We start from the raw sequence: 14,075 nt of genomic DNA on the forward strand, positions 1-14,075 counted from the left end.
TGATTGTTATTATTTATTAAGGGTTTTAGAAAACACCCTATTCTTTTAAATAATGCTTTCTTACATTTTTTCTAGAATAGAAACACCTAAAAGATTGAGCCCGTTGTGTATTATTACTATTACACTTTCAACAAGCTTTAAACGAGCAGACGAAAGATTCGAATCATTAGTTAAGACGCGACATTTTTCATAAAATGTGTGATATTTATCTGCAAGGTCTATTAAGTATGTAGTAAAACAATGTGGACTCATCAATTTTTCAGATAAAAAAAGTGTATCACAAAATGTAGAAAGCTGTTTTATTAAATCTCTCTCTTCTTTTGTATTAAGTAACGTTAAATCTATTTTATTGATATCTTCAATAATATCTTTTCTATTTTTGCTTTCTTTAATAATAGAACTACATCTAGCATTTACATACTGAACATAAAAAACAGGATTTTCGCTAGATTGTTTTTTTGCAATCTCTAAGTCAAATTCTAATGGAGAATCTGGAGATCTAAGTAAAAAGAAAAATCTGCAAGCATCTTTTCCAACTTCATCTACAACTTCTTTTAAAGTTACAAATTCTCCTGTACGTGTCGACATAGTAACAGGCTCGCCGTTTCTTAGCAAAGAAACTAGTTGGTGCAAAATTATGTTTAAGTTATCTTTATTAAAACCTAACATTTGGATACAGGCTTTGATTCTTGCTACATACCCATGGTGGTCTGCACCCCAAAGGTTTATAAGTCTAGAAAAACCTCTTTCAAATTTATTCTTATGATAAGCAACATCTGAAGCAAGGTATGTATATCTCCCATCACTTCTTTTTAAAACCCTATCTTTATCATCGCCAAACTTGGTTGAAGCAAGCCACAACGCGTTATCTTTTATATATGCATTACCTTTTGAAAGAAAATATTCGCAAGACTTATCCACTTGAGTCTGTCCCCTATCATCTTTAACAGATGCTATAGTCTCTTCTGAAAACCAATTATCAAACTCTACTGCAAAATCTTCTAAATCATTCTTTATAGTTTTTAAAATATCTTTTACTGATTCAGTTTTAAAATCTATATCTTCAATATTTCTGTCTTCTGAAATTAAACGTTTAGCTATTTCAGTAATATAACTTCCTTGATAGTATCCTTCTGGAAGCTCAATTTGTTCACCTTTAAGTTGCCTGTATCTGATTTCTGTAGATTTTGCCAAAACAAGCATTTGATTGCCAACATCATTTAAGTAATACTCTTTTGTTACATTGTACCCCAAGTGTTTTAAAATTCTAGAAAGAGAATCTCCTATAGCAGCTCCTCTTCCATGCCCAATATGTAAAGGACCAGTTGGATTTGCTGAAACAAATTCAACCATAACTTTTTTATTATTATTTAGAACTTTTCCGTATTTTTCTTTTTCAGTAAGAATACTAATGAGTTCTTTATATAGAACACTGTTTTTCATGTGCAAATTTATAAACCCAGCTCCGGCAATCTCTGCCTTTTCTACTATGTCAGACATTTTATTAAGAATTTCGTTTATCAACTCTTGAGCTACTAGTCTCGGATTGATTTTAGTTTTTTTGGCTATGAGCATCGCAGCATTAGTCGCAAAATCAGCATTGATGTTTTTAGGAGGAGTTTCTATACTAAATTTTAGGCTTTCATCTATATTTTTATTTAACAAATAGCTGTTAACCAAACTGTTTAACTTTTTTGTTATATCTTGCTTTATCATTGCCAAGCCTCATACTTTATTTTTTCTGGCTGCCACCTGTCTTTTGGAAGACTATCATTATTATCTTGAGCCTTACCAACTACAACAAGAGAAAAAGGCTTTATGTTTTCTGGTAAATTAAATAGCTTTGATATGGCATTTGACCTCTCTTCATTTGAATATACTCCACACCAAACAGAACCATAACCTCTTGCTGTAGCAGCAAGAAGAATATTTTGAGTTGATGCAGCACAGTCTTGAGGTAAATACTCACCATAAGATAAAGATTTGTCCCCTACAACTAAAATCGCAAGCGGCGCATTTAATATCATTTGTGCTGCTTGATGAACAGCTGCAATTTTTCTATACATTTCCTTATCTTTTATAACTATAAAAGAATAGCATCTTGTGTTTCTTGCCGTAGGAGCAGACATTGCTGCACGCAAAATATATTCTAAATCTTCTTGTTTTACATCTTCGTTTGTATATTTACGAACACTCTTTCTTGAAAGCAAAATATCCATTGTACCCCCTCCCCTTTTTACTAATAAATATTATATCAATTTTTCTTATAGCTCACCAAAAGATATGTTATAATTATAAAAATGAAAGAACTATTAACTAAAAATTTAAATCACCCTCAACAAGAAGCTGTACTTTGCACCCAGGGACCTCTTATAATCTTTGCAGGAGCAGGAACGGGCAAAACCAGAGTTATAACTCACAGGATTGCTTATTTAATCTCTCTAGGAGTTAAACCATGGTCTATACTTGCTGTTACTTTTACTAACAAAGCTGCATTAGAAATGAAACAACGTATAATAGACTTAGTACAGGAGCAAGGTCACAATGTGTGGATATCTACATTTCACTCTTTTTGCGCTTATTTCTTAAGAGTCGAAGCAAAAAACATAGAACTCGCACTAGATTTTTTAATATACGATTTTACAGACCAAAAAAACGTAATTAAAGACTGCTTAAAAGAATTAAATATAGACGAAAAAAAATTTAAAATATCTACAATTATAGATAAAATAAGTCGTGCAAAAGATGATTTAAAATCTCCTTCAGATATGGCGTATGAAGCAGAAAAAAATGATGACCTTAACAAAGCTATAATATCAAAAATATATCACCTTTATCAAAAAAAACTAGACATGGCCCAAGCTTTAGATTTTGGGGATTTAATAATGCGTACAGTTCTAGCTTTACAGCATTACCCTGCAATACTTGAAAAATATCAATTAAAATACGAATATATCCTGATTGACGAATATCAAGACACAAATCATGCTCAATATGTTCTTGTAAAATTACTTTCTCAAAAACACAAAAATTTATGTGTTTGTGGAGATGATGATCAATCAGTTTACTCTTGGAGAGGAGCTGATATAAAAAATATTTTAGATTTTCAAAAAGATTATCCTAATACAAAAACGATTAAATTAGAACAAAACTACAGATCTACCCCTAAAATTTTAGAAGCTGCTTGGAAAGTTGTAAAAAATAACAATAATAGGGTTCCCAAACAGTTGTGGACACAAAATCCTGATGAGGGATGTGTATCTACTATAAGAGCTCTCAATGAAAATGACGAATCTGAACGAGTTGTAAGCCTTATTGCAGAAAAAGTAGCACAAAAACAATATAATTTTTCAGATTTTGCAGTGTTTTACAGAACAAATGCACAATCTCGTACATTTGAAGACGCTTTTAGGAGAAACAGTATACCTTATGCTGTTATAGGCACATTGCGATTTTATGATAGAGCAGAAATTAAAGATATTATGGCTTATTTAAAACTTATACATAATACAAATGACAATATAAGCTTTAAAAGGATAATAAATGTTCCAAGGAGAGGAATTGGGAAAAATTCTCTAGAAGCTCTTGAAAAATATGCTTTATTAAAAGGAATTTCTATTTGGGACGCTATTTTATCAGCAAAAGACGCAGGAATTGGGAAAAATGCAATCAACGCATTAAACTCTTTTTATCAATTTATTAAAACTTTTATTAATTTAAAAGATACTGTTTCTGTAAAAGAAATAGCTAAAAAAATAATTGTTCTTTCAGGCTATCTTAAAGGACTTGAAGATGAGAAGTCTCCAGAATCTAAAACGAAAATAGAAAATATACAAGAATTGATTTCGGCAATAACAGATTTTGAAAATCGATCTCCTGACAAAACTTTATCAGGCTACTTAACACAAATTGCATTGGTAAGCGATATAGATAATTTAGACAATTCCAATGGTAAAGTTACTTTGATGACTTTACATTTAGCAAAGGGGCTAGAATTTAATAATGTGTTTTTATGTGGGCTTGAAGAGGGACTTTTCCCAATAGGAGAGTCTGTTTACACCCTTGAAAATTTGTCAGAAGAAAGAAGGCTTATGTATGTAGGCATGACAAGAGCAAGAAAACATTTATATCTTTGCTGGTCAACAGAAAGGACCATTTTTGGTAAAACTAAATGGAATATGCCTTCTAGATTTATAGCAGAAGCTGGTTTTAAAGAAGAATTTATAAAAAGAGATTTTGTGCCTACACATTTTAACAAATCAAGATGGAATAATAAAACACAAATCATGCCCATAATAGAATATCGAAACAGTGGAAGCTATCACTATACCTCGCCTGGAGATGATCTACCAAATCATAAGCCCCTTTACGGAACTAAAAAAGATAATAATTTTTATAAAATAGGAACTAAAGTTTCACATCCTGTTTTTGGTAATGGGAAAATTATAGATAAAATTGGCGTGGATAACGATTTAAAACTTGTAATACTATTTGACTCTGGCAAATGGAAAAAACTACTAGCAAAAGTAACAAATATTACTATACTTGAATAAACAAAGAGTGTCTTTAAAACCCTTACTGTCCCATTTTTGCACTGTGGCGTTAAAAAACTTGTACTTATCACACATAAACACTGCGGGTTTGCCTTGCGATGCCAAAAAATTCATGATAATTACGCATTATGAGGTTTATAAACTAATTTTTAAAACCTAAGCATTTGATTGAGTTGTTGTTTCTTCTCTTAAATCTTGAACATCACTTTGAACATAACTTTTTTCTTCATCTACAAGTTTATTTTCATCTTCTATCATTTGTTCTGGAGAGGTATCGTTATATTCTACTCGTATACTTCTTTTGTTTTCTAACATACTGGAAACTTTTTTCGGGGCTTTAAATATTGAACTTACTACAAGGATTATTACTACAATCAAAAGAATCACTATTAAATACAATTTGTGTTTATCTTGCATTTTTCCTCCAGATTATAGTGTAATTGTATAAAATTATTAAAATGTTATACAATGGGTAAATCGACTAAACAATCCGGGTATATATTTATAATCTAAAATATATTGTTAAAGCTAACTGGTTAAAATAATAAAATGGATTTTAAAACTTTTTTTGGAACTGACGCAGGAAGTATAAAAAAAATTGCATAATATGCCAGGCCTTTGATATTTCACTTTTCTCTAAAAAAGTTTCAAACGGTCTTTTTGTTAAATCTACAACCACAAAATCTGCAACAATTATAGCACTAAAAAATAATTTCCTTGCAGGTGATACTATTTTACGTTTAAAAGATTCTCCTTGCGAAAATATTTTTGTTTTCGGCAGTTGTGGTGGATATAGCCAAGTCACTTATGGAGATTTAGTTATAATAGATACAGCTTATAATTTAGAAAGTTTTTCTGATATGTTAAATTTTAAAAAACAAGTAAAGTATTATCGGTCATCTGCAGACTTATTGTATTTCTTTCATAAAAAAAATATATATGAACAGTTAACATTAACTAACAGTGCTTGTGTTAGTTCTTTATACTTAGAACCAAAATTTTTAGACTGGTTTAGTAAAAGAGAAATCTATGCTATAGATATGGAATCTTCAATAATTTTATCAGCATCTAATAGTATAAAACGTAAAGCAATCTGTTTAATGTATGTTTCAGACATTGTGGCACCAAACACTGCTATGTTTTTACAAGAAGAAAAATCTATAAAACAAAAAGTATCTAATTCCAGAAAAAATTTAACAGAAATGATCTTAAGGTTTTGTAATGAACAATAAGTACAATCTTTCTAAACACTTTTAAATATATATCCTGTTTTTTACCTACATGTACTGCATTATCTCTTTTTCAACTTCTCAAATGTTTGTACACCAATTGTACCTTATATTTGCCTCTAACAAGCCTTTCCTAATTATGGGGAAATAGAGAATTATTCTTACACTTGGAATTCATCTAACTTTGCTGACTCTTCTAATAATTCTCTTGTTATTCATTCTACTGTGTCAGGTCGCTACATCTTCGGCTCTGTTATTTCCCTTTTGCTACTTCTCCTGTTTTATATGACCAATCCAATGTCCCTATTAAGGATTCTTTTGATTTTACAGTATTTGATTTTCTACTCATCCTCTATTTATATTAACCAAGACCGTCAATTATATCTTTTCTCGGGATTGGTTTCTGTTCTTATGGCTTTTTCTTTCAGGAGGTAAGGGATATATTTTTGAATTTTATTAGATTTAGATTCTGCTTATTCCTAACTACTTCTTTTGGTTTATCTTATTTATATTTGGGCCTGGTAGGACTTGAACCTACGACCATTCGATTATGAGTCGAGTGCTCTTACCAACTGAGCTACAGGCCCTCTTAAACATTTTGGGCGGAGAGGGACTTGAACCCTCACGGCTCTTGCGAGCCTCAGGATTTTAAGTCCTGTGCGTCTGCCTGTTCCGCCATCCGCCCCTTCTTCCTACTTCTCCTTTATTTATATATCATACCATATTTTAAAACTTATATTTTTATCTATCTATTTGTTCTTTAAAATCCATCCTTTAAATCTATTTAAAAATTCTACTACTCTCTCCCTCCCTTTTTCTTCTATCTCTCCATTTTTGTCAACTTTCTCTAAAAAATTAAAACAAACTTCTGGCCTGTACATCACTCTCATTTCTAAAAAAGATACTGTCTCTTTTAATTGCATCTGCGCACTAATCGCTCCTGTTGTCCCCACACTAGCTCCCACTACACATGCAGCCTTATCCCTCCATACACTTTTACACTCTGGCCTAGAACCCCAATCTATTGCATTTTTTAACACCCCAGGTATTGCCCTGTTGTATTCTGGCGTTATAAATATTATCCCTTCTACCTTTTCTATTCCTCTTTTAAATTCTCTAACTCCTTCCGGCTCTTTCTCCTCTAAATCTTGTGAAAAAAATGGCAATTGAGAAATATCAAAAGTATCAAACTCAAATTCACTAGGGGCAAGTGGCTTAATAAGCTCAAAAAATTTTTTATTTATTGACTCTTTAGAAATACCACCAATAATTACAAATATTTTCATATAGCAGCTCCTGTTACACATAGTAAATTTAAATAATTAGAATTATTAGGTCTGTTAAAAACCTTAACTCATATACTTAATACGCCCTTTTGGCCCTCCTGCGTTAAGAAATTTACAGCAATCATATTCATTAGGACACGTCATAAAATATTTTTTAACTATTGGCTTGCCTACTTCAATTTGGTTTTTCTAGACTATTAGTGTCTATTTTTGAATCTACTTTAGATATTTCATCTGCGTAATTCATTTGAAGATTAGAAATCATAGAAACCAACATTTCTTCTTCTTTTTTTGTTAAATTATTTCTTGTCTTGTCACGTAACATCAACAACATATCTATTGTAAATTGAGCACCTTTTAAATCTTTTTCAACTTTTCCATTTGTAGGGTTTTGTATTTTGCCAAGCTGGCACCACGCAGAAGAAGCAAACATAGTTACGACATTAAAAAAATGTGGGTTCACTTCCTGATTATTTTGTTCTAACATTTTGCACTCCCTAAATATATATTATCTATTTTTTAAAAAATTTATTTATAACAATATTAATTCTTCTAATAACTTCATTTTTGCCCATAAGTTCCATCATATGAAACAAACTAGGACCTTGTGTTCTTCCAGAAATAGCAACTCTTAAAGGATGAAACACTTGCCCTGTCTTTATCTCTTTGTCTTTTGCTAAATCCCTGGCGTATTGTTCTAAAGCATTAGCAGAAAAATCCTCTTTTTCTAACAGTCTATTCGCACTTTCAACTAAAACCATTTCTGCTGACACTTTTGACTTTTCATTAAGAAGTGTCTTCATAACAGCATCTTCTTTATAGTCCACTTCTTTTACAAAAAAGAAATCTAAAAGTGACGGAATTTCTTTTAATAGTTTTATTTTATCATGTTCTAAAGCTATTGCTTGTTTTAATAAATTTTCATCCCAGTCAGATATTAAAGTCTCATTATTAGTGTATTTTAACCAGTCAACAAATAAATAATATATCTCTTGTGGAGTCTTTGAACGAATTTTTTCTCCATTAAGCCATAATAATTTTGCTGGATCAAAAGTAGATGGACTTACTCCACACCTTTCTAAAGAAAATTTTTCTATAAGCTCTTCTATTGTAAAAATTTGTTGACTATCTTGAGTAGACCATCCTAAAAGTGCAAGATAATTTATTAAAGCTTCTGGCAAATAACCTTCTTTTCTATATTCTAACACTGAAGTATGACCATGCCTTTTAGAGAGTCTTGCTCCATCTGGACCCAAAATCATAGATAAATGAGCAAAACGAGGCATAGGCCAGTCCAATGCAGTATATAATTGCATCTGTTTAGGTGTATTAGAAATATGGTCATCTCCTCTTAATACATGGGTTATCTTCATAAGATAATCATCAATAACACAAGCAAAATTATATGTTGGCACTCCGTTTGCTTTCATGATTACAAAATCATCAAGCAAAAAATTATCAAACTCTACCCTGCCTCTTATCAAATCATCTAAAATAGTAGTCCCGGATTGTGGCATCTTAAATCTTACAACAGCAGTTCTACCATCAACTTCTCTTTGTTTTCTCTGTTCACAAGTTAAATGTCTACACGTTCCATCATATTTAGGAGGAAGATTACTATTTTGAGCTGCTTTACGCATAGCATCAACTTCTTCTGCAGTACAATAGCAAGGGTAAGCTAACTCTTTGTTTAACAGCGCATCTACATATTTTCTATATATATGTTTCTCTTTACGTTCCATCTGGTAGTATGGAGCGTATTCTGCAATTTCATTGCCAGGACCTTCATCCCAACCTAATCTTAGCCACTTCATAGCATTTAAAATAACTTCTACAGATTCTTTTGTGGAACGAGTTTCATCTGTATCTTCTATCCTTAAAATAAATTTCCCATTTTTATTTTTGCTATACAGATAATTAAATAAAGCTGTACGTACACCACCGATATGCAAATCGCCTGTAGGAGACGGAGCAAATCTTACTCTCACATTGTCCATTTTATTTCCTTTAACACAAAACACTAGGACTTTTAGCAAATCCCACTGTCATTCTTTATGTTCAATAAATTTCTTCTCTAAAAAATCTGGCACATACTCTTCAAGTATAGGAAATTTAGATTTCATTACCGTTGAGATATATGTATACACTCCATGATTTTGCTTTTCTAATCCAGAGGTTCCAGAAATTATAATTGGTATAATAATATTTACTGAAACTATAAGCCAAACCAAAACACTTAATATTAATCCACATAATCTATCTAAAATATTAAGATAAAAAAATCTAATTAGTCTAAAGACTATTCCACCAATTACAATAATAAAAAGTGCTACTATTATAAAAATATAATAAAAATTAAGACCCTCTTGATAAAGATATTTGGAAGCAGCTACAATAGAACAAAAACCTGCAAGAACTGCAAAGCATGACCTCACAAGGCCAACTTGCCAACCAAGCCATGCAATTAAGATTAAACTAATTACTAAAAAAATATCTATTATCAATTTTAGTCCCAATACTTATGAATCTATTTAAAACCCTTTATAAGATTTTGACGTCTGATTTTACAAAAATTACTTTCAAATTGTCAAAATAACAAAAATCTGGTAAAATTGGCACTATTATGAAAAAAATATTAAATAAAGTGTTTATTATAACAATCACCGTCCTACTTATATTTTTCATTTATTCAATATTAAAAAATAAAATTTTGAACCAGTCAGTCAAACTAGAAAAAAAAACTGATCCGCCTATTGAAATTGAAAAGATAACAATACAAAAAGGAGATGTTTTACAATTAACATTAAACAAAACAAAACTTTCAACAGAAGATTCTATCACAATAATTAAAGAACTACAAAAACTAACAAACATAGGCCACTGCATGCCTGGCGACTTTTACGAAATCACTTATGATAAAAATGTATCAACATGGACAGAATTTTGTTATTATCCTCATAAAAGCTTTTACTATTCTATAATTAAATCTTCCGACAAGCAAATACAAACACAAAAAAAAGAATTAGAAATTTCTAAAACCGAATATAAGTTTGAGGGAACTATAGATTCTTCTTTATGGGATGCAATGACTTCTAAAAATATACCAGCTAACATAATTTTATATTTTGCAGACATATTTGCCTGGCAAATAGACTTTCTCACAGATACAAAACAAGGAGACATTTTTAAAATAATATATGAAATTGAATATATAGAAAAGACAGACAGAAATTTATCTTCAAAAATTATCGCTGCACAATATAAAACATCTTCCAAGACATACGATGCTTTTTACTTCAAAACGAACAAAGGCATCGAAGGATATTTTGACAAAGATGGCAAATCTTTAAGAAGTGCTTTTTTAAAAGCTCCTTTACAATTTAGGAGAATAAGTTCATATTTCTCAACAAACAGGGTACATCCTATACTAAAGTATGCTAGACCTCATTTAGGAATAGACTATGCTGCTCCACAAGGAACACCAGTTTCTTCTATTGGTGATGGTACTGTACTAAAAGCACAATATAGTGGTGATTTTGGAAATTTAATAGTTATAAAACACAACAATGGGTATGAAACCTACTATGGACATCTTTCAAAATATGCTAAAGGAATAAAAAAAGGTGCTAAAGTAAAACAAGGAGAGGTAATAGGATATGTCGGTATGACAGGACTTGCAACAGGGCCACATCTTGATTTTAGAATAAAACTTAATGGAAAATTCTTTAATTTTCTAAAAATGAAGCAACCTCCAACTAACACACTAATAGGAGAAGATAAAATAGATTTTAAAAACTACATACAAAATTTAATAGACCGGCTTCAGAACAATTTGTAAATTAACATTCCTATCTTACCATATTAACTTCAAAAGGATTAGTAGAAATAATACTTTCTTTAGACTTACTAGATTGATTTAAAAAGTCAACAATATGTTTATTATTTTCTTTTTCTGCAACAGCAATAGCTTGATATCCCCATTTAGATGGGTTTCCTCTAATATATTTCTGAGAAATACAAACTATATTATTTTTAACATCGATGTTATTTATAACTTCAGATGCTCCATTTGGTGAATATTTGTATAGAATTGCCCTATCTCTATAGACTCTTAAAGCATATTCCCATCCTAAATTATTACTAAAAAAACCTGATACTCCTGGAATAAACGAAACTGAGCCTGCACCTTGTATATTATTTAAATCTATATAAAAATCTACAAAAGAAATCTTATTCCAAACTAAAGAATCAAAAATAAAATTTATTTCAATGTTTTCATTTTTAGATAAAATTTTAATATTTTTTAAAAGCCCTTCATTTTTAATAAAAACACCATTTGGTATTGGTTCTACCTGAGTTTGCCCACTAAATACATATCCACTTTTTTGGCTATGTTCTACTGGTTCAAAATTATTTTGTTTATCAATTGTTACCCCTAAAAGACGATGAATGTTATTATAAGCAGCATCAAATTTTCTGGCAAAATTATTTGAAGAATTATAATTTTTTAAAACATCGTAGCTAAGCAAATAAATAAATTCATTTTGAGCATTAATATACGCACTTTCATTAAAATTATTTGCATTACTTGCATAGGCATTAATTAAGTTCACTGCAGAAAAAAGTTTTGCTTTTATATTAGACCCTATTTGTAAATATTGAAATGTTTGGACTTTTTCAATATTTGGAATTTTGCAGAATTCAGATATGTATGTAGGTACAGCAGGTTTTATATATTTACTATTATCAAAAACAGAAATTAAATAGTCCATAAATTTTATATTTTGTAAATGTTTTTTTGTAAGAAGAACTGGAATAATATTTTGCCCTTTCTTAGCAGAAAGCCATTTCATCACATCTTTTTGATTGGTTGGAAAATCTTTATATAAAGAAAACATTGTAATACCATTTATTTTATACGCTCCAAAGATATTTTCATTTAAATTGTCAACATTGACCCATGAAAAGCCTAAATTTACAAAATAATAAAACAAGTTATTAGAAAGTTCTGCAAAGTTTAAAAACAAACCAAATTTATTGTTTATATTTTTTTTAAAACTAGCAAAATTATTTGAAATATACTTTTCAAACAGCATACTAGGATTTACTTTAGGTGAATAAGCTGAAGCATTTACAAGCTCTGCAAAAATAGGAAGAATAGGCTCGGGATTTAAAGAAAGAGCAACTTCTAATTTACCTGATGCAACAATTTCTTGTAAATTATCTGGAATCCCATCTTTTGCCTGAATTGGTATAGACATACAAAAACGATTTGAAAGAATAATTTTATTAATTAGAGAATCTGCAATCTCAGCTGTATCTGCAAAAAAAACTATATGTTTAAAGTCATCGCAGAAAGATGCAGAGTAAAAAATTACAAGTATTAAAAACGCTTGTAATAGGGTATAAACAATTTTATTCATAACGCAAGTATTATAGCATTATTGACAAAAATTGTTAATTTCAAGTAAAATTACACTCATGCTAAAACAAAACATTAAGTTTATACTATTTTTATTTCTTATTTTACAAGGCTGTATTAGCCCTCAAGCAAACTCTAATAACAGAGCTACAATATTAGAACAACCTCAAGAGGAGGAAACGCTATCAAGTCAAATAGCTAAAACAACTATAACAAGTGCTATTAATAATAAACAGACTTTTGGAAATTTCATAAGAGGAATACACCTTTCTGCATGGGTAAGTGGCTCAAAAAAGTATAGAGAGAGTATTATGGATCTTTTTGATAACACAGAATTAAACGCAGCAGTTATAGATATAAAAGAATATGAAGGGTACGTTTATATTAATGGCATAAAATCTGTTAATTCATACAATTTATATGAGCCTGCTATACCTGACATAGAACAATATATAAGTCAATTAAAAGAAAAAGGAATTTACACTATAGCAAGAATAGTTGTTTTTAGAGATAATACAATGCCAAGAAAAAAGCCTGGACTTGCAGTTAAAAATCCAGATGGAACAATTTGGACAGATAGACGAAACGTAGCTTGGCTTGACCCTTACAACAAAGAGGCATGGCAATATAACTTGCAAATAGCTCAAAAAGCAGCTGATATTGGCTTTGACGAAATCCAATTTGATTATATACGTTTTCCTTCTGACGGGAACACAAAAAATTGTAGATATTCAAAACCTCATTCTTCCACAGAAGCATCAAAAGCTTTGGTTGGTTTTTTAAAAGAAGCTGGCCGTCAATTAAAACCTAAAGGGACAAAAATTTCTATAGATGTTTTTGGTTTAACAACAACAGCAAATGATGATTTAGGAATAGGTCAAAAAATAGTTGAAATGACAGAATGCTCAGATTATGTAAGTCCTATGGTATACCCTTCTCATTATGGAAAATGGAATTATGGCATAGAAGAACCAAACAAAGAACCTTACAAAATAGTTTATTGTTCAATCGAGGGCTCTCTAAAAAGAATACCTAAAGAAAAACTTCGTCCGTGGCTACAAGATTTTAGTTTAGGATATAAGTATGGGAAAAATGAGGTGAGGGCACAAATGCAAGCCTGTTATGATAATAAAGTTGGTAGTTGGTTATTATGGAATCCTCGTTGCGTATATACAAAAGATGCATTAAAAAATAAGGATGAAGAACATTTTTATCTAGAAAGTGATCATCCAACTCCACAAATGTTAAAAACAGCAAATAGTAAAGTCGACATAAAAAAATAAGATCTTTTAAGAAGTCCCTTCTCTTTGATTGCTTTTGCTCAAATTATTAATATCACTAATACTCCAACTGGGTATTATGACATCTCTGGCAATAGTACTATTACTGACTCTTCTAATCCTGAGTGTGGGAAAATAGATACTTCTTCCCCTTGGCTTTCTTCTAACTTTAATGTCTCTTCTAATAACTCTCTTGTTATTCATTCTACTATGTCTAGAATTAGTACTTATCTCCCCTCTCAAATCTACGGCTCTGTTAATTTCCCTTTTGCTTCTTCTTCTGTTTCATTTGGTGATTCCAATGT

The 14,075-nt window shown here is 30.5% G+C and carries 13 protein-coding genes and 2 tRNA genes; 5 read left to right on the top strand and 10 right to left on the bottom strand.

Annotated elements, in window-relative coordinates; translation table 11 throughout:
* Positions 1-60: 60 nt before the first annotated feature.
* Positions 61-1,716, bottom strand: coding sequence for an arginine--tRNA ligase (gene argS / locus LBD57_RS00490; protein ID WP_373469392.1), 1,656 nt, complete (start codon positions 1,714-1,716; stop codon positions 61-63).
* On the bottom strand, positions 1,713-2,219 hold the full coding sequence (locus LBD57_RS00495) for a nitroreductase family protein (RefSeq protein ID WP_373469393.1): 507 nt from the start codon (positions 2,217-2,219) through the stop codon (positions 1,713-1,715). Before LBD57_RS00495 ends, argS begins: the two co-directional genes overlap by 4 nt.
* Before the next feature lie 81 nt (positions 2,220-2,300).
* Between LBD57_RS00495 and LBD57_RS00500 the strand changes: the two genes are divergently transcribed.
* The gene (locus tag LBD57_RS00500; protein WP_373469394.1) at positions 2,301-4,553 is read left to right on the top strand and encodes an ATP-dependent helicase; all 2,253 of its coding nucleotides are present in this window, start codon (positions 2,301-2,303) and stop codon (positions 4,551-4,553) included.
* Positions 4,554-4,709: 156 nt separating this feature from the next.
* Here the strand turns inward: LBD57_RS00500 and LBD57_RS00505 are convergent, their stop codons facing one another.
* The gene (locus LBD57_RS00505; RefSeq protein ID WP_373469395.1) at positions 4,710-4,970 is read right to left on the bottom strand and encodes a hypothetical protein; all 261 of its coding nucleotides are present in this window, start codon (positions 4,968-4,970) and stop codon (positions 4,710-4,712) included.
* 314 nt (positions 4,971-5,284) lie between these two features.
* On the opposite strand from LBD57_RS00505, the gene LBD57_RS00510 reads away from it, so the two are divergent.
* Positions 5,285-5,785 (top strand): hypothetical protein, encoded by a 501-nt coding sequence (locus tag LBD57_RS00510; RefSeq protein ID WP_373469404.1) that lies wholly within the window; start codon positions 5,285-5,287, stop codon positions 5,783-5,785.
* A gap of 510 nt (positions 5,786-6,295) precedes the next feature.
* Here the strand turns inward: LBD57_RS00510 and LBD57_RS00515 are convergent.
* The 6 genes from LBD57_RS00515 to LBD57_RS00540 form a co-directional block, all read right to left on the bottom strand.
* A tRNA-Ile gene (locus LBD57_RS00515) sits at positions 6,296-6,369 on the bottom strand.
* Positions 6,370-6,381: 12 nt separating this feature from the next.
* A tRNA-Leu gene (locus LBD57_RS00520) sits at positions 6,382-6,467 on the bottom strand.
* Between the two features lie 64 nt (positions 6,468-6,531).
* The gene (locus tag LBD57_RS00525) at positions 6,532-7,068 is read right to left on the bottom strand and encodes an NADPH-dependent FMN reductase (protein WP_373469396.1); all 537 of its coding nucleotides are present in this window, start codon (positions 7,066-7,068) and stop codon (positions 6,532-6,534) included.
* A gap of 175 nt (positions 7,069-7,243) precedes the next feature.
* Positions 7,244-7,555 (bottom strand): DUF1844 domain-containing protein, encoded by a 312-nt coding sequence (locus tag LBD57_RS00530; protein WP_373469397.1) that lies wholly within the window; start codon positions 7,553-7,555, stop codon positions 7,244-7,246.
* A 25-nt stretch (positions 7,556-7,580) separates the two neighbouring features.
* Entirely contained in the window at positions 7,581-9,065 is a 1,485-nt protein-coding gene (gene gltX / locus LBD57_RS00535) for a glutamate--tRNA ligase (RefSeq protein ID WP_373469398.1), read from the bottom strand.
* Positions 9,066-9,113: 48 nt separating this feature from the next.
* Entirely contained in the window at positions 9,114-9,572 is a 459-nt protein-coding gene (locus tag LBD57_RS00540) for a hypothetical protein (protein WP_373469399.1), read from the bottom strand.
* A 119-nt stretch (positions 9,573-9,691) separates the two neighbouring features.
* Here LBD57_RS00540 and LBD57_RS00545 point away from each other — a divergent pair, with 119 nt between their 5' ends.
* Positions 9,692-10,906 (top strand): peptidoglycan DD-metalloendopeptidase family protein, encoded by a 1,215-nt coding sequence (locus LBD57_RS00545; protein ID WP_373469400.1) that lies wholly within the window; start codon positions 9,692-9,694, stop codon positions 10,904-10,906.
* 10 nt (positions 10,907-10,916) lie between these two features.
* Here the strand turns inward: LBD57_RS00545 and LBD57_RS00550 are convergent, their stop codons facing one another.
* A complete protein-coding gene (locus tag LBD57_RS00550) occupies positions 10,917-12,491 on the bottom strand; it encodes a hypothetical protein (RefSeq protein ID WP_373469401.1) in 1,575 nt (524 codons plus the stop codon).
* Positions 12,492-12,549: 58 nt separating this feature from the next.
* On the opposite strand from LBD57_RS00550, the gene LBD57_RS00555 reads away from it, so the two are divergent.
* Together LBD57_RS00555 and LBD57_RS00560 are read left to right on the top strand one after the other, a co-directional pair.
* On the top strand, positions 12,550-13,773 hold the full coding sequence (locus tag LBD57_RS00555) for a putative glycoside hydrolase (protein ID WP_373469402.1): 1,224 nt from the start codon (positions 12,550-12,552) through the stop codon (positions 13,771-13,773).
* 24 nt (positions 13,774-13,797) lie between these two features.
* The coding region (locus tag LBD57_RS00560; protein WP_373469403.1) for a hypothetical protein at positions 13,798-14,075 on the top strand (278 nt) is incomplete at its 3' end.

Origin of the sequence: Candidatus Endomicrobiellum cubanum (assembly GCF_031278955.1) — a bacterium.
Classification (GTDB): domain Bacteria; phylum Elusimicrobiota; class Endomicrobiia; order Endomicrobiales; family Endomicrobiaceae; genus Endomicrobiellum; species Endomicrobiellum cubanum.